Source organism: Leucobacter sp. L43 (genome assembly GCF_016597785.1).
Lineage (GTDB): Bacteria > Actinomycetota > Actinomycetes > Actinomycetales > Microbacteriaceae > Leucobacter > Leucobacter alluvii.
The window spans coordinates 514,936-531,588 of record NZ_JAENJG010000002.1 but is presented as its reverse complement, the minus strand read 5'-3'; the positions used below and the strand labels follow the sequence as shown (position 1 = coordinate 531,588).

General features: G+C 67.7%; 13 protein-coding genes. 5 read left to right on the top strand and 8 right to left on the bottom strand.

What is annotated here, in order from left to right:
• Positions 1-10 precede the first annotated feature (10 nt).
• Together JE033_RS11670 and JE033_RS11665 are read left to right on the top strand one after the other, a co-directional pair.
• On the top strand, positions 11-1,204 hold the full coding sequence (locus tag JE033_RS11670; RefSeq protein ID WP_200331751.1) for a winged helix DNA-binding domain-containing protein: 1,194 nt from the start codon (positions 11-13) through the stop codon (positions 1,202-1,204).
• Positions 1,205-1,232: 28 nt separating this feature from the next.
• Positions 1,233-2,963: a sodium:proton antiporter gene (locus JE033_RS11665; RefSeq protein WP_200331749.1), complete on the top strand. Its 1,731-nt coding sequence runs from the start codon at positions 1,233-1,235 to the stop codon at positions 2,961-2,963.
• 50 nt (positions 2,964-3,013) lie between these two features.
• On the opposite strand, the gene JE033_RS11660 is transcribed toward JE033_RS11665, so the two are convergent.
• Entirely contained in the window at positions 3,014-3,505 is a 492-nt protein-coding gene (locus JE033_RS11660) for an Lrp/AsnC family transcriptional regulator (protein WP_090150038.1), read from the bottom strand.
• Positions 3,506-3,692: 187 nt separating this feature from the next.
• Between JE033_RS11660 and ald the strand changes: the two genes are divergently transcribed.
• From ald to JE033_RS11645, 3 genes are all read left to right on the top strand, one after another.
• Positions 3,693-4,817, top strand: a complete 1,125-nt coding sequence (gene ald, locus JE033_RS11655; protein WP_200331747.1) for an alanine dehydrogenase — start codon at positions 3,693-3,695, stop codon at positions 4,815-4,817.
• Positions 4,818-4,876: 59 nt separating this feature from the next.
• A complete protein-coding gene (locus tag JE033_RS11650) occupies positions 4,877-5,335 on the top strand; it encodes a hypothetical protein (RefSeq protein ID WP_200331745.1) in 459 nt (152 codons plus the stop codon).
• 238 nt (positions 5,336-5,573) lie between these two features.
• Positions 5,574-6,281 (top strand): CPBP family intramembrane glutamic endopeptidase, encoded by a 708-nt coding sequence (locus tag JE033_RS11645; RefSeq protein WP_200331743.1) that lies wholly within the window; start codon positions 5,574-5,576, stop codon positions 6,279-6,281.
• Positions 6,282-6,284: 3 nt separating this feature from the next.
• Here JE033_RS11645 and JE033_RS11640 read toward each other — a convergent pair whose 3' ends face one another.
• From JE033_RS11640 to JE033_RS11610, 7 genes are all read right to left on the bottom strand, one after another.
• A complete protein-coding gene (locus JE033_RS11640) occupies positions 6,285-7,547 on the bottom strand; it encodes a pyridoxal phosphate-dependent aminotransferase (protein ID WP_200331741.1) in 1,263 nt (420 codons plus the stop codon).
• Positions 7,541-11,224 carry a bifunctional RecB family nuclease/DEAD/DEAH box helicase gene (locus JE033_RS11635; RefSeq protein ID WP_200331739.1) on the bottom strand — a complete coding sequence of 1,228 codons (3,684 nt, stop codon included), beginning with the start codon at positions 11,222-11,224 and terminating at the stop codon, positions 7,541-7,543. The genes JE033_RS11640 and JE033_RS11635 overlap by 7 nt, the downstream gene beginning before the upstream one ends.
• 125 nt (positions 11,225-11,349) lie before the next feature.
• On the bottom strand, positions 11,350-12,651 hold the full coding sequence (locus JE033_RS11630) for an ATP-binding protein (protein ID WP_090150052.1): 1,302 nt from the start codon (positions 12,649-12,651) through the stop codon (positions 11,350-11,352).
• An 89-nt stretch (positions 12,652-12,740) separates the two neighbouring features.
• On the bottom strand, positions 12,741-13,919 hold the full coding sequence (locus JE033_RS11625) for an alpha-hydroxy acid oxidase (protein WP_200331737.1): 1,179 nt from the start codon (positions 13,917-13,919) through the stop codon (positions 12,741-12,743).
• 37 nt (positions 13,920-13,956) lie between these two features.
• Entirely contained in the window at positions 13,957-14,724 is a 768-nt protein-coding gene (locus tag JE033_RS11620; RefSeq protein ID WP_305068655.1) for an amino acid ABC transporter ATP-binding protein, read from the bottom strand.
• Positions 14,721-15,662 (bottom strand): amino acid ABC transporter permease, encoded by a 942-nt coding sequence (locus tag JE033_RS11615; protein ID WP_200331736.1) that lies wholly within the window; start codon positions 15,660-15,662, stop codon positions 14,721-14,723. Before JE033_RS11615 ends, JE033_RS11620 begins: the two co-directional genes overlap by 4 nt.
• A gap of 14 nt (positions 15,663-15,676) precedes the next feature.
• Positions 15,677-16,594 carry a transporter substrate-binding domain-containing protein gene (locus JE033_RS11610; RefSeq protein WP_200331735.1) on the bottom strand — a complete coding sequence of 306 codons (918 nt, stop codon included), beginning with the start codon at positions 16,592-16,594 and terminating at the stop codon, positions 15,677-15,679.
• Between the last annotated feature and the right edge of the window lie 59 nt (positions 16,595-16,653).

Below are 16,653 nucleotides of genomic sequence, written 5' to 3'. Positions count from 1 at the left end.
CACTGAGGCCATGACCGAGACCCTCTCCCCGACCGACGTGCTTCGCGTGCGCGTGCATGCGCTCGGTCTGACAGCGACGAGCTGGACCCGCGGCGAACCAGAAGCGCCGGGTGCGGAGCGCATCGCCGGTGTGGCGCGGCGCATGCTCGCCGTGCAGGGGCAGGACTGGCGGTCAGCTCGGTGGGCGCTCGGGGTGCGGGCGCCCGGTTCGGCGACCGCCGATGTCGAGGCGGCCTTCGCCGAACGACGTATCGTGCGGTCGTGGCCGATGCGCGGCACCGTGCACGTCGTCGCGGCCGAAGACATCGGGTGGATGCAGGGAGCCACCAACCACCGAGTGCTCGCCGGCGCCCCGAAGCGCCGCGCCTTCCTCGGCATGAGCGACGCCGTGCTCGAGCGGCTCGTCGAGGTCTCCCTCGTCGCCCTCGACGCCGCTGGCACCGCTGGTCTTGAGCGCGACGCACTCGCAGAAGCGTGGACCGAAGCGGGTATCGACTGGCAGAGCAATTGGCGCTATCACGTGATCTGGTGGATCTGCCAGAACGGAATGGCGACGTTCGGCCCGATCGGCCCGTCTGGCGAACCGCTTCTCGTGAGAGCAGAGCACTGGATCACCGCGCCGCGACAGTACTCGGGCGATGATGCGCTGCGCGAGCTCGCGGTGCGCTACGCCAGGTGCCGGGGCCCGTTCCGCGTCAACGACTTCGCCTGGTGGACGGGGCTCACCGTCGCGGAGGCCCGCGTGGGCCTGGCCGCAGCACGCGATGCCGGGGAGCTGGCAGAGGCTCGCGCACGTGATGCGTCGGGAGACCCGGTGTCGGGTGCCGCCGGCAGACTCTGGGTCGATCCTGAATCGCTCGGCTCTGCCGTCTCGGAAGCGCGGCTGCCCGAGTGGACGCTGCTCGCGGCGTTCGACGAGCACCTGCTCGGGTACACGGATCGCACCGCTCAGCTCGATCAGCAGCACTTCGACCGCATCGTTCCGGGGCGCAACGGCATGTTCCTCCCTACCGTGCTGCGAAAGGGCCGGGTGGTGGCCACCTGGAAGCGCCTTCGGACGAAAACCGGAGGGCTCGAGATCGCGTCGTTTCCCGATACGGACATCGATGCGCCGGCGCTCGCGCCGCTCAGTCGAGACTGGGCCGACTTCCACGGCGTCGAGACCGGCGGCATCTCCGTCGTGCAGCCCGCCGACGCAGGGTGATGCGGAGCGCCCTCGGTAGAATCGGTCCATGGAAATCGGCCTGATCGCAGTCGCCGCAGTGGTCGTGCTCGTCGGGACGTCGATCCTCGGCAGCAAGATCGGCGTCGCGGCGCCGCTCCTCCTCGTCATCGTCGGCATCGGAGCGGGGTACCTCCCGTTCATTCCGAGAATCGAGATCGACCCGGAGATCATTCTCATCGGGGTGCTCCCCCCGCTGCTCTACTCGGCGGCCGTGAATGTTCCCCTCATCGATTTCCGAAGAAACCTCCGCCCCGTCATCGGACTCTCGGTGCTCCTCGTCATCATCTCCGCGGTGACGATCGGATTCGCGCTCCACTGGTTCGTTCCCGCCATCCCCCTGCCGGCTGCGGTGGCTCTCGGAGCGGTGATCAGCCCGACGGATGCGGTTGCGGCGACGTCGATCGGCAAGCGCCTCGGCATGCCGGAGCGTCTGGTGGCGATTCTCGAGGGCGAGAGCCTCGTGAACGACGCCACTTCTCTCGTACTCCTGAAGACGGCGCTCGCGGCCGTGGCGGGCAGTTTCGTCTTCTGGGACGCGGCCGGCTCCTTCGGGTTCTCGGTCGTCGCGGCCATCGTGATCGGCATCGTGATCGGCATGGTCACGGTGTGGATCCGCGCACGGCTGCGGAACCCCGTCTACGACACGATCATCTCATTCGTCGTTCCCTTCGTCGCGTTCATGCCCGCGGAGGCGCTCGGAGCCTCCGGTGTGCTGGCCGTGGTCGTCACCGGCCTGTACACCGGGCATCACGCGGCGAAACGGTTCTCCGCGACCGCCCGGATGAACGAGCGCCTCAACTGGCGCACGGTGCAATTCGGCTTGGAGAACGGCGTCTTCCTCATCATGGGTCTGCAACTGCACACCCTGCTCGACGAGGTCAATGAGACGGAGCTGCAACTCGAGCACATCGCGCTCGTCGCACTCGGCCTCGTCGCGATCCTCATCCTGCTTCGCGGGCTGTTCATGGTGCCGCTCATCTGGACGATGCGCGGCGACAAGGGGCGGTATCAGCAGCGAAGCGACGGGTTCTCGCGCATTCTCACGCGGGCTCGTCGCGCCGACACGACGGAGCGGCGCCTCCGCAAACTCGAATTGCTCGAACAACGATCGCGGGCCGACCTCGCTCACGAGCAAGAGCAGCAGCTTGGCTGGCGGGACGGAGTACTCCTGTCGTGGAGCGGTATGCGCGGCGTCGTCACCCTCGCAGCCGCCCAGTCGATCTCGACCGATGTGCCGTATCGCCCGCAGCTCATTCTGATCGCGTTCGCCGTCGCCGTCGTGACGCTCCTCCTGCACGGGCTCACGCTGCCGCTCTTCATCTCGAAGCTCTGGCCGGACGGAGCGAACGGCTCGCGCACCGCCGAGCTGCAGTCGCTCGGCCGCGATCTGCTCGACGCCGCCAACGCGGCGCTCGCGGATGAGATCGAGATCGATGCGGAAGCCGATGATGGAAGGATCGTGCCCGACGACGACCTCGTGAGGCGTGTGCGCGCGACCGCGAAGAGCACGCTCGCTCCCCTCGCGTTTGCCCTCGCCGCCACCGGGTCGACGCCGGCACAGGCCCAGGAGTCGCAGGCCGCCTGCTACCGTCGGCTCGCACGCACCGTGCTCGATGCGCAGCGCGACGCGCTGCTCGAGGAGCGCGCGATCGGCCGCTACAGTTCGCAGGCGCTTCGGGCGGCGGAACTCGCGCTCGACGCGCAGGAGACGAGAACCAGTCCACCTCCAGCCCACTGACGAGCGCCCCGCTGACGTGCCGTACGGCCCAGGATGGCCCGGCGCCCGCGTTATCCCTGCATGCGCACCGGGTTCTGATGATGGCTGAAGACGATGCTCGTACGCGTCGAGGAGATCGCCGGATGCGCCGAGAGATGCTCGACCACGAAGTCGCGCACGTGATCGGAGTCCCGCACGGCGAGATGGATGATGAAGTCTTCGACACCGCCGAGGAAGAACAGCTGCATCACCTCGGGCAGCCCGCGCAGTTCCTCGCTGAGCTCGGTGATGCGTTGGCGCGCCCCAGAACGCACCGTGACACTCACGAGCACCTCGAGGTCGAGGCCGATCGCGCGCGGATCGACCGAGGCGGTGAAACCGGTGATGATCTTTCGGGCCACCAGGCTGCGCACGCGAGCGATGCAGGTCGAAGCGGCGACGCCCACGCGATCCGCCAGCTCGGCGTTCGTGATTCGCCCGTTGGCCTGCAGTTCCTCGACGATCTTGCGATCCACATCGTCGAGATCTGCACTTTCGCGCAGAATCTTCGAACTCTCGACCATCTCACGCCGCCTTTCACTCATTTCCCGACCACTTCTCCGACGTGAGCCGAAGAGTATTCAGAGCAACTGCATCTCTGACGAATATACTGCACACTGTAGTGGTTCGACCGCAACGGATCGCGCCGCACGAGGCCGGTCAGCGAGTCGGCATCGCATCAGTACATCGCAGATCCCATTGGAGCTTCTCATGCGCGTCGGTATTCCCACCGAAATCAAGAACAACGAGAACCGCGTCGCTATCACGCAGGCCGGCGTCGTCGAGCTCACCCGCCGCGGGCACGAGGTGCTCGTACAGGCCGGTGCAGGCATCGGCTCGGCCATCACCGACGACGAGTACGCCGCCGCCGGCGCGCAGATCGTCGAAGGTGCCGAGGACGTGTGGGCGAAGTCCGACATGATCCTCAAGGTCAAGGAGCCCATCGCTGCCGAGTACGACAAGCTGCGCAAGGGCCAGGTGCTCTTCACCTACCTGCACCTCGCCGCTGACAAGACGCTGACCGAGAAGGTTCTCGAGTCTGGCACCACTGCCATCGCGTACGAGACGGTTCAGGCCGGCCGCGCCCTGCCCCTGCTGGCCCCCATGTCCGAGGTCGCCGGTCGCCTCTCGGCTCAGGTCGGCGCCTACTCGCTCATGAAGGCCAACGGCGGGCGCGGAGTGCTGCTCGGCGGCGTGACCGCCACGCGGCGCGGCAAGGTCGTCGTCATCGGCGGCGGCGCTGCCGGCGAGCAGGCCGCTCGCATCGCGTTCGGCATGGGCGCAGAGGTCACCGTGATCGACATCTCGATCCCCCGCCTCAAGCAGCTCGAAGACGAGTTCGGCGGTCGCATCCAGACCCGCACCTCGAACGCGCACAACATCACCGAGTCGCTCAAGGACGCCGATCTCGTCATCGGCTCCGTGCTGATCCCGGGCGAGAAGGCGCCGAAGCTCGTCACCGACGAGATGGTCGCGCAGATGAAGCCGGGCTCCGTGCTCGTCGACATCGCGATCGACCAGGGCGGCTGCTTCGAGAACTCGCGTCCCACGACGCACGACGATCCCACCTTCCAGGTGCACAACTCGATCTACTACTGCGTGGCGAACATGCCGGGTGCCGTGCCCGAGACCTCGACCGCTGCGCTCACCAACGCCACGCTCCCCTACGTCGTCGCACTCGCCGACAAGGGCTGGGTCTCCGCGCTGCGGGCGGACGAGTCCCTCGCCAAGGGCCTGAACGCCCACGACGGTGTGCTGACCTTCAAGGGTGTCGCTGACGCGTTCCCCGAGCTCGCGTACTCGAGCATCGACGAGGTGCTCTCGGCGAACGCGTAACTCGTGCCCGCGCGCTTCGTGGTGCACCGAGCTGCTGCGAAGCGCGTACCCTGGAACTCATGGATTTGAAGTTCTCATTCGGAGGGGCGTCTCCCGATCATCATCACGATGACGGGGGCGCCCCTTCGGGCATTCCGCTCCCCTTCACGACCGTGACGCCGGGTTCGACCAGCGCTGATCTCGAAGCGGCGGTGCGCCGCGATGGGGCGCTCATGGTGGGCGAGGTCGTGACCGGCGACGGGGTCACATATGCACGCGCCGAGGTGCCCCTGCACGGCGAGCAGCAGGACCCCGCCGTCCTCGGCAAAGCGGCGCGCTCTGCGCTTGCCCGCGCGGTCGCAACACTCGAAGGCCCGCTCGCCGAGTCGGTGCGCACGGTCGTATTCTCGCTGGGCGCCGACTCCCGGAGTGCCGTTCAGTGGCTCGGGATCGCGGATCTCGACGCGCCCGCCGTCGACGAGGCCCTGCAGCGCCGCGTCGGAATCGCCGCAGGCACTCCGATCCGCATCGACGAGTAGGGCGACGGTTTCGTCGCGGCGCAAGGAAGCTTCTCCTGCGCCATGCGGGCGAAAGGAACACTGAAGGGCCCACTGAGGTCGCCTCGCTCCAACGGCGTCACGCAGTCACGTCGCGGTATTCGATACTGCAGTTCCCGTTGCGCACACCGCACTTCCTGCTGCGACAGCGTGACGCGGCGCTCCGGATGCAAAGCTCGGACGTCTGAGTTCGTTCCGTAGACCCTTGCAGGAGGCGCCGATGTCGGAAGCGCATGAGCCCACCGTCCGTCACCGAGATTCGATCACTCGCGCCCAGGTGGCGTTCCTGGTGGTGTACATCGGCTACCTCCTGTTCGGCATGCTGGTTTCTGGGCGTGGGCTCTCACCGAATTTCATGTTCCCGTTTCAACTGCTCTCATACGTCGTACTCGGAGCGGCTGGGCTCTGGGTGTTCCGGAAGGAACTGGGTGCGGGATGGCGAGCCAGCCGCGCGACCCCGTGGAGAACACTGGGCTGGGTCGCACTCGGGTTCGTCGGCGCCCATGTGCTTCTGATCATTGCCAGCAACCTGTTGTTCTGGCTCGGCGTCTCCCCAGTAGGCGAAAACGTCGAAGCGACGTCGCGAGCGACGGAGTTCGCGAAGGGCTCTGCAGCGCTGACCGTGCTGCTGATTCTCGCGTCGTCATTGTGCGGTCCGCTGGTGGAGGAGTTCGTCTTCCGCGGCACCCTGATCGGCAAAGTCCCTCATCGTATTCCGGCGTGGCTGTGCCTCGTCGTGTCCAGCACGCTGTTCGGTGCTATGCATCTGCACAGTTTCAGCGAATGGCCGCTGATACTGGATTACGGCAGTGTGGGTGTGCTGCTCGGAGCGCTCTATCTCGTCTCGAACCGGAATATTCTCGTTCCGATCGCCGTTCACGTCGCCTGGAACGGCTCGGGTGTCGCGCTCAGCATGGCCCTGGGGTGAGCGTCAGCCCTGGAATCGGATGATGCGGTCGAGCGCCTCCGCCACGGCTGGTTCTCCGGCCGCGTAGGAGAGGCGCACAGCTCGCGACCCGTCTACGGGGTCGAAGTCGACGCCCGGTACGACCGCGACGTCAGCGTCCGCGAGCAGGCGCCGTGCGTACTCGACCGAATCCGTGAAGCGCTCGAGCTGCGGCCCGAGCTCGGAGTAGTAGTAGAACGCGCCGTCCGAGGGGGCGGCCACGCCCCAGCCGAGCGAGCTTTCAGCGTCGAGAATCAGCTGGCGTGCCCGGGCGAACCCCGCCACGATGGCGTCGCGCTCGGCATACGTCTCGGGCGAGAAGGCGGAGAGCGCGAGTTCCTGCGCGGGGGCCGGCGGTGAGAGGGCGAAGTTCGAGGCGAGTGCTTCGAATGGACCGACGAGCGCGTCCGGAAGGATCGCCCAGCCGAGACGCCACCCCGTCATGCCCCAGTATTTCGAGAACGAGTTGACGACGATCGCCTCGGCGTCGAGCTCGCGAGCGGTCACGCCGCGATGGTCCGCTCCGTCGCCCGCGAATGTGATGCCGTGATAGATCTCGTCGCTCACGAGGCGCACGCCGCGCAGTGAGCACCAGGCGACCAGTGCCGTGAGCGCCGCGCGGTCGAGCATGGTGCCCGTCGGATTGGCCGGGGACGCGATCACGAGCCCCGCGAGGTCGCCGTGCTCCGCGACTGCCGCGTCGAGCAGCGCGGGTGTCGGCTGATAGCGATTCTCGGGCCCGGTGGGGATCTCGACGACGTGCACGCCGAGCGCGGTGAGAATGTTGCGGTACGCCGGGTACCCGGGGCTCGCGAGGGCGACCCGGTCACCGGGATCGAACGCTGCGAGGAATGCGAGCTGGAAGGCTCCGGATGAGCCGGTGGTGATCGCAACGGTGGCTGGATCGATCTCGACGTCGTACCACTCCCGGTAGTGCCCTGCGACGGCTTCGCGGAGTGGGGCAGTGCCGAGGGGCCCGGTGTAGCCCGCCGGCTTCAGCGTGCCCGGAATGGCTCGCGCGCTCGGCTCTCCAGCGCAGAGCGAGACGACGTCGTGGCCACCGGCTCGGCGCCGCGCGATTTCGTCGGTGATCCGCATGACTTCGAACGCCGGAATGCTCGACCTTCGCGAGACACCGGGCCGCACCGCGACGGACCGCGGTGCTGTCTGCTCGCCGGCTGCGGATCCTGAACGCGGCGGCAGCGGCGTGGACGGCGGCGTCTTGAGGGGTCCTCCAGGATTCACCATGACTCCACGTTAGCGGGGTGGGCTCGTTCCACAAGGCGCAGATAGCCGGAGAGCGCAGCGACTCCCTCGGCGCTCGTCGGCAGGCCGTCTCCGAGCCGGTCGGAGGAGATGATGTGGGCGGCCCATTGCGCTCGGCTGATCGCCACGTTCAGTCGGTTTCTCATGAGGAGGAATTCGAGACCACGAGGGACGTCGGCGGCGCTGGACGCGGCGAGCGTCACGATGGCGATCACCGCCTCCTGACCCTGGAACTTGTCGACGGTGCCGACCCGGACCTCGCCGAGGCCCGCACGGTGCAGCTCGCGCGACACGCATTCGACCTGCGCATTGTAGGGTGCGACTACGATCAGGTCGGCCGGAGTGAGCGCTCGATCGACGTCGCCGACGGTGCGCAGCGTTCCCTGCAGCGAACGACGAACGACTTCGACGACCCGTTGCGCCTCCGCTTCGGAGTGCGTCGAATTGCCGCTGTGCTGCACCGCGTGCCAGTGCACGCCCGCTGCGCCGACGCCGATCACCTCGCGTTCTGAAGCGCTCGCATGCGCGTGCAAGCGGCCCTCGTATGCCAGCTCGGAGACCACTGCCGCGAGCTCGGGTCTCATGCGCCTGGTCTCTGCGAGGAAGTAGCCGAGGTGCTCGGGGATCGTCTCGTGCTCGCCGAGCAGCCACCCCAGCGCCGAGGTGTCGACCGGCTCGGGGTGCGATCCTTGCGAGACCTGGGGCAGCTGCTGCGGGTCTCCGAGCAGCAGCACGCGGCGAGCGGCGACCGAGGCGGCGATCGTCGGGGCCAGCGAGAACTGGCCGGCCTCGTCGACGACGAGCAGGTCGAGCTCATGCCGCGCCACTCGTTCAGCGTTGCTGAAGTCCCATGCGGTGCCTCCGATGACAGCGCCGCGCTCGGCGCGTCGATGCCCCGCGAGAAATGAAGCCTGCCCACCGCTGCGGAGCACTGTGTACGGCGCTGCGGCGACATCTGCGGGGTCCGCCCCTCGCTGGGCCGCCTTCCCGACCAGGGCCGGGGCCAGTCCGGCTCGCACGACGCCCGTGAGTACGTTCTCGACGACCCGATGCGATTGGGCGACGACGCCGATGGTCCACTGGTGTCGCTCGACCAGCTGCCGGATGACGCGGGCGGCGAGATAGGTCTTTCCCGTTCCCGGCGGACCCTGCACGGCGAGCGCTGACCGATCGAGCTGCAGCAGGGAGGCGATGACGGCTCCGATTCGGCGCGCGTCGACATCGCCACCCGCTGCCTCGAGCGCCTGCCCGGACCCGGGCGAGACGAGCGCCGTTCCGCCGCTGAGACGCGGCGGTACTCTGCGGAGCAGGTCGACCGCCGGATCGGCGGGAAACGATCCGCGATCCAGCGACCGGGCGAGCGCGGCACCCCACTCTTCGATCGCGCTCTTCTGAGCGCCAGCACGCGGCGGCGGTCCGGGCGTCAGCGCCACCGGGAGGACTGCATAGTGCTCGACCTTCGCCGGCAGGTTCTCCTGCACCGTCGCGCCCTCATCGCGGGCTTCGAGGATGCTCACCTGCCTCGCGCCGCGGGAGCCCGGCGCTGCGCCGTACTGCGGGAAGGGCGATGGGTGCGCGTACAGGGCGAACGCGTCGCCGTTCTCCCGAAACCGCGATCCAGGGGCGGCTTCCCCGGCGAGGCGGATGTGCCTCCGCTCGGCGCGCGCTCGCGGCGGCACATGCCAGTCCGCCTCGACGCGGCTCGAACTCGGATCCACGACGAGCACGTCGCGCGTATCCGCCCAGTCTTCGATGGGATCGACCATTCGGGCGAAGTGGGCCCACCAGAACGATTTCTGCTCGCGCTCGTGATAGTCGATGGCGCTCGCTGCGAGGGCGGCTGCGGCTCGGTCGGCTGGCCGATCGTGTTCTGCGAACGCAGTGGCGTGTTCTGCGAGTGCGGCGCCGATGCGGCTCAGCTCGAGCTGCGGCCGGCTCTCGGACAACGCGGGCTCAGGAACATACGGTGCGACGCCGTGCTCCTCGGCGAGCCGCAGCAGCCAGTCGCGCAGCCGCAGCGTCGAGACGCAGTCGTAACGGTTGTAGTCGCCGATCGCTTCCATGCGCCGCTGGCCCTCGAGGCGGATCGCCGGGTCTTCGGAGCTGAGCTGAGCGCTCGCCTCGGCGTACTCGGTCACCGACTGCGCGCCGCTCGTCACGCCCGCTTCGTCGCGCAGTTCGTCGCCCATGTAGAGCGGTTCGAGCTTTTTGATCGAGTACGATCGCGTGCCGACGCGAAGTGCCGCGCGCACGATCGGATACAGGTCGACGAGCACGTGCTCGCGGAGCAGCGCGTCGACCTCCGCTTCTCCGACGCCGTGGCGGGCGGCGATGGAGGCGAGGTGCGTGCGCTCGTATGCGGCGTAGTGGTAGATCTTCATGCCGGGGTACCGCTGCCTGCGCTCCGCTACGCATGCGAGAAACGCTTCGAGGGCGCGTCGCTCTGCCATGAGATCGTGCGCCCAGATGGCGGTGAATCGCTCGTCAGTATCGACCATTCCGAAGAGATAGTCGATGCCCCAGTGCGCGGTGTCGTCGGGGCCAGGAGCTCGAAACAGCGGGTCGCCCTCGAAATCGAAGAAGAGGTCGCCGGGGTTCGGCTCGGGGATCGCCGCGAGCGCGCCCGGCTGCGCGACGAGAAACGGCGGCGCGGATCCTTCGCCGGCAGCCAGTGCCCGCACCTGCAGCTGCGCCTGCTCCGCGAGCCGGAGCAGCACGGGACCAGCGACGCCCGGCACCTGCACGGTCTCGGAGCGCACCGGATCGAGAGCCTCCGCGACGCGGTCGACGGTGTCGAGCCCCGCGGCGACGAGCGCATCTCGTTGCGTGGCGCGGATGCCGGCGATGAGCAGCGGGTCGCGGGTGCGCTCCACTTCGGGGGTGCAGACCTCGCATCGCCCGCAGGCGACGATGCCCGAGGCGCCCCAGGCGATCGGCTCGGCGTGCGAGCGATCGCCGTCGAGGCCGGCTGCGCTGAACCGTGCGGTGAGCAGGGCGTGCATGCGAGCCCGACGTGCGCGAAACACGGGAGCGATGTCGGAGATGCGGTGTCTCGATTCGGCGCCGTCTCCCAAGATGAGCACCGCCGTCTCGGCAACGGCCACACCGACGCGCTCGAGCTGCTCGGCGTAGGCCGCGAGCTGCATGAGCGCCGTCACCTTCGCTCGGCGCGCGAGCTTCGTGTCTTGCACCTCGTACCGGCCGTCGGGAAGGCGGCGCAGGAAGTCGGCGAATCCGACGAACCCGATCTCGGGCTCGCCACCTCGCGCCGGGCGCTGCTCGGGGTCGAAGAACGTCGCCTGAAAGACGACCTCGGCGCCGCCCGCGAGCGCTCGCACGGTCTCGAAGGCGACCGCCCCGAGGTCACTCGCCGACATCGATTCGGGTCGCGGCACTGAGACCACTCCCCCGGCAGAGCCGCTGGTGCCCGCACCGAGCCGGTCGATGTAACCCGCCAGCACGCGCTCCTCGTGCGCGTCGCCGAGACGTGCAGCGCGCTGCAGCATCGGGTCGTCGTCGGGCGGCATCACCACATCGCGGCCGAGTTTTGCGTCGAATCGGCGCAGAAAGGCGAACTCGCAGCGGCTCGCCGCAGTGAGGTCGCTCGCGCTGGTGACGACGCGATGCCCGGCACCGGCCGGCCGATCCTGCACGAACATGCGCGCTCCCTTCATCGACGCCGCGATGGGTGCCGGCTCGATGGCCTGCGCGGCGGCTGCCTCCGACGCTACCGCGTGCGTCCGACATCGAGTGCTGGCAGCGCTGCGCCAGAGAGAATCGACGGCTACAGGCGGGCCAGCGCCTCGATGTCCTCGAGAAAGGCCTCCTGCTGCTCCGTCGAGACGGTGGCGCGCGTCACGGAGAGCGCCGCGGTGTAATCGTCGGTCGAGAGATGCGTGGGCGATGTCGCGGACGCGGCGGAGCGAGCCGCGTCCTCCCCGCCCCTGAGCACTCGCGCCAGCGCATCCTGGGAGGCGCGACGCGCGGCGTACTCGATATCGGCGGGCGTGAGCCCTTCGCTCACCCGAACGAGCTGAGCGAAGTCGATCGCGGGCGACACGCTGGTCGGCACGTACCGGCGCCAGATCGCCTCTCGCGCCTCGGCGTCCGGCAGCCCGATGGGCAGCACGTAGTCGAACCGGCCGTGCCGGAGAAAGGCCGCGTCGAGCGCGCGCACGAAGTTCGTCGCGCACACCAGCAGCATGCCCTCCCGGTCGCGGAAGTCCGCGACGACCTTGAGCAACTCGTTGGTGACACCCTGCGTCGGCGTCGGCGGGTCGCTGCGCTGCGACGCGATCTCCTCGACCTCGTCGATGAACACCACGCCGTGCTCCAACTCCGCGATCTGCTCGAAGACGGCCCGGAGCGAGGAGGCCATACTCGTGACGCCGTCCCCGAGACGCGACGGGAAGACCTCGATGAACGGCCAGTCGAGCCGCGATGCCACGGCCTTCGCGAAGGTCGTCTTCCCCGTGCCGGGCGGCCCGAACAGCATCACCGCGTGCGGCGGCACCACACCGTACCGGTCGGCGAGATCGGGCTGCGCGAGCGGCGCCACGAGGCGCTCCTCGAGCAGCTGCTTCTCGTGCCGCATCCCGGCGACCTGCTCCCACAAGTGGCGGGGCAGGATCCGACCGCCCAGATCCTTCAACAACTCGAGCTCGCGTCGCTGCACGGGCATCTGCCGCTCCAGGTAGCGCAGGTTGTGCTGCAACTGGAATCCGTTCGAGGTGAGCAGGTCGATACGACTGCTCTCCGGCGTCAGCACCGAGAGCGTGCCGAGCCCGAGCGGCGCCATCTTCCGTTCGAGCGCGTCGAGCAGCGCCCCAGAGGTATTGTCGCTGCGCGCATCCTCATCGACCCCGAAGAACACGATCCACCCCTGCGCGTGGGCCGCCCGACCGACTGCGGCGGCCACCACGTGATCATCGCGGACCGCGACCACCGCATGGTCCTCGCGACACGAGGCGGTGACCTCGGCGAGCGAGTACACCGGCTGCTCCGATGTGGAGTGCGCCTCCCACCACAAGCGGACGACCGCGTCGAGGTCGTCGTCGTGGAATTCGCGTATCGTGATCCGTCCCATGGCCACATGCTGGCAGAGTGCCGGCCGCTAGCGCTCGTGAATCTCAGAACTTTCCGTCGAAGAACACCAGATTTTTCGAGAATGCGAAATCACTGATGCACAGCCGGCCGACCGGGCCGGTGCGATCCCCCGTTCATCACATGCGCGCCCAGGTCGGAGATCTGCGTGCTGCCCACTGAGCCCATCGCGGTTCTCAACTCGTCCAAGAGGATCTCGAAGACCCGTTCGACGCCAGCCCGCCCGCCCGCAGCGAGCCCATACGCGAACGGCCTCCCGCCCGCCACGAGGTCGGCGCCCGCTGCGATCGCAGTGACGATATCCGATCCGCGACGCACCCCGCCGTCGACGATGACCGCCCCGCGCCCGTTGACCGCCTCGGCGATCGCCGGCAAGACGTCGAGGGTTCCCGGTTGACCGTCGAACTGCCGCCCGCCGTGGTTGGAGACGAATACACCATCTGCTCCGTGATGCAATGCGAGCTCTGCATCCTCCGGAGTCATGATCCCCTTGACGAGCAAGCGGCCATCCCACCGGCGCCGAAGCTCGGCGACATCATCCCACGTGGCACGGGTGTTTCCTCCGTTGCTCTCCATCCAGCGCTCCATCTCGGACATCTTGATCGGCCTGCCGGATATGGCGTAGGTGCCCCACGTCATTTTGCGCCCGGTCAACCAACGCGTCACCCAGCGCGGGTGCAGCGCGACGTCGAGCACATCCCGAACCGGTGGTTTCGGAGGCATTGCCGTTCCGTGCCTGAGATCGCGCTCGCGCTTACTCGAAACGGCGACATCACCGGCGACGACAATGGTGTCGACGCCAAGGTTTCGTGCACGCGACAGGTGCTGGTCCGTCTCTCCAGGCTGTCGCCAGAATGCGATCTGCTCCCACATGCGCCCGCCCGCTGCTTCGAACGTCTCCTCGATCGACACGCCGGACCAGGGGCTGTGCACCATCAGACTTCCCGCGGCTCGCGCGGCGGCGGCGATCGCGACATCGGCGTCGGGATGACACACCGTGAGAAGCCCCATGGGCGACACGATCATCGGCACGTCGTAGCCGTGCCCGAGCACTGTCGTCATCGGATCGATGCGCTCGAGATTCACGAGCACTCGCTGACGCAGGGACACGGCTTCGTACGCCTCGCGGTTGCGGCGAAGGGTGGTCTCGTCGAGCGCGCCGCCATCGAGGAAGTCGGACACCATCTTCGGCAGCCTGCGCACGGCACCGCGCTGCATCTGCTCGACGCTCATCATCTTGTCTAGGTTCACTGCACTCCCTCAGGGCATCTCGAATGGGGTGGTACGTCTACGCCAGCACGCGGGAGAGGAACGCGCGCGTACGATCCTGCTGCGGATCACCGATCACCGACTCAGGCGTTCCGCTCTCGACGACGACGCCGCCGTCCATGAAGACCACCTGGTCGGCCGCCTCTCGCGCGAAACCGAGTTCGTGCGTCACGACGAGCATCGTCATGCCTTCGGCGGCGAGATCCTTCATCACAGCGAGCACCTCGCCGACCAGCTCGGGGTCGAGCGCCGACGTCGGCTCATCGAACAGGAGGAGCTTGGGCTGCATCGCGAGCGCACGAGCGATCGCGACGCGTTGCTGCTGACCCCCCGAGAGCTCCTGCGGGTAGGCATCGGTCTTGTGGGCGAGGCCAACGCGCTCGAGCAGTCGTTCAGCTTCGGCCTGCACCTCGCCCCGGGGCCGCCGGAGCACGTGCACGGGCCCCTCCATGACGTTCTCGAGTGCTGTGCGATGCGGGAACAGCTTGAATCGCTGGAAGACCATTCCGGTCTGCGTGCGCGACCGGGCGATGGCCCCGGGGCGGGCTTCCACGAGCCTTCCTCGTCGGCGCTCGGCGCCGACGAGCTGCCCGTCGACGAGCAGAATCCCCGCGTCGATCGTCTCGAGGCGGTTCACGCAGCGCAGGAGCGTCGTCTTCCCCGACCCCGACGGTCCGATCAGACAGGTGACCGACCCAGCCTCGACCGAGAGCGAGACATCGGCGAGCACCACATTGTCTCTGAAAGACTTGCGCAGTCCGCGAATTTCGATCATCTTGCCGTTCATCTCCGGTCCTCCTGCTCGCCGGTGCGCACCGCAGCACGCGCGCTGCGGCGGAATCTCCGTTGGGGGCGGGGTTGAAATCCTCGGCCGTACCGCACTTCGAGACGCCCCTGCACGGCGGTCAGGATCGAGGTGAGGAGGAGGTACCAGGCGCATGCGACGAGCAGCAACGGAATCGTCTGGTAGTTCAACGCGTAGATGATCTGCGCTGAGTACAGCAGATCCGAGATCGCCAGCACGCTCACCAAGGAGGTGCCCTTGAGCATCGAGATGACCTGATTCCCCGTCGGCGGGATCACGATGCGCATCGCCTGGGGAAGCACCACACGCCACATGAGCTTCGCGTCGGTCATCCCGATCGCGCGACCGGCGTCGCGCTGCCCTTCGTCGACGGCTTGAATTCCGCTGCGGATGATCTCCGCCATGTAGGCGGCCTCATTGAGCGCGAGCCCGAGCAGTGCTGCGGTGAGCGGCGTGATCAGCACGTTCGCCTCGCCGATGGCGACGCTCGGACCGCCGAACGGCAGCCCGAGGGCGATCACCGGGTAGAGAGCCGCGATGTTGTACCAGAAGATCAGCTGCACGAGGAGCGGCGTGCCGCGGAAGAACCAGATGTAGGCCCCCGCCGCCATCGAGATCGTCGGGTTCTTCGCGAGTCGCATGATCGCCAGCACGATCCCCAGCAGAATGCCGAACGTCATCGATACGACGGTCAGCGTCAGCGTCAGACCGACCCCCGAGAGGATCTGCGGATTGAAGAGGTACTCGAACACGACGGGCCAGCGGAAGCGCTCGTTCGTGGCGACATCCCAGAGCCCGGCCACGACGATGAAAACGACGACTGCCGCACCGAGCAGCGGGAGCCACCGCTTGCGCGGCTGAACTTCGAGCGAGGTGAGCGTCGACTGGACCTGCGTCGGGGTTCCGACCGTGTGCATCATTGCGCCCCGCCTGCCTACTGTGCCACGTTGACGCGGGCCTCGGTGACGGCCATCGATTCGAGTCCGTATGCGCTCAGCACGGAACCGTACTCGGGAGATTCGATGATCGCGGTCATCGCGGCCTCGACGGGTTCGGTCATCCCAGTGCCCTTGGTGATGCCGATGCCGACCGGCGCGACATTGTTCTCCTCGGCGACCTCGAAGTCGGGGTTCTGCAGGGTCGCATAGCTCAGGATCGGACCGTCCGCGTACACCACGTCGCTTCGATCGCTCGCGAGTGAGCTAATGGCCTGCCTGGTGTCCTGGAATTGCTGAATCTCGAGCGGATCTTGCCCCGCGGCCGTGCATGCGGCGTCGAGGTCGGGAATCTGAACCGTGAGCTGGTACGAGCCCGTCAGTACGGCCACGCGTTTTCCGCACAGCGCATCGAAGGCGATCCTGTCTGGATTGCCCGTCGGCACGACGAGCGCGCTGCCCATGTTGACGTATTCGACGAAGTCGAGCGCTTCCATCCGTTCGACTGTCGGCGTCATCGATGAGACCGTCATATCGAAGCGGTTCGCAGCGAGCCCCGGAATGATGGAATCGAAGTTGCTCACGACCACCTCGAGTTCGAGGCCGAGGGCATCGGCGATGAGCGCAGCGATGTCGGGGTTGAGGCCCGTCATCTCCTGGGTGCCCTCACGATAGAACTGGGTCGGTGGCTCATTGGTGGGGATGGCGACTCGGAGCACGCCCGCGTCCGAGATCGATTCGGGCAGGAGCGCGACGGCCTCCGGCACGGCATCGATGCTGACGGGCTCAGCGGCTTCCCCGGCCCCGGTCTCCGAGCCAGGCGCTTCGCTCTGGCTGCAGGCGGACATCAGTGCGGCGACGACCAACGCCGTTGCAATCCCCGCGCAGGCGCGGGTTCGAGTCGTCAAGTGCATCATTGCTCTCCCTCGATATCTATGGAACTTCCCACAGTGTGGAGGACAGCGAGCGAGAACGA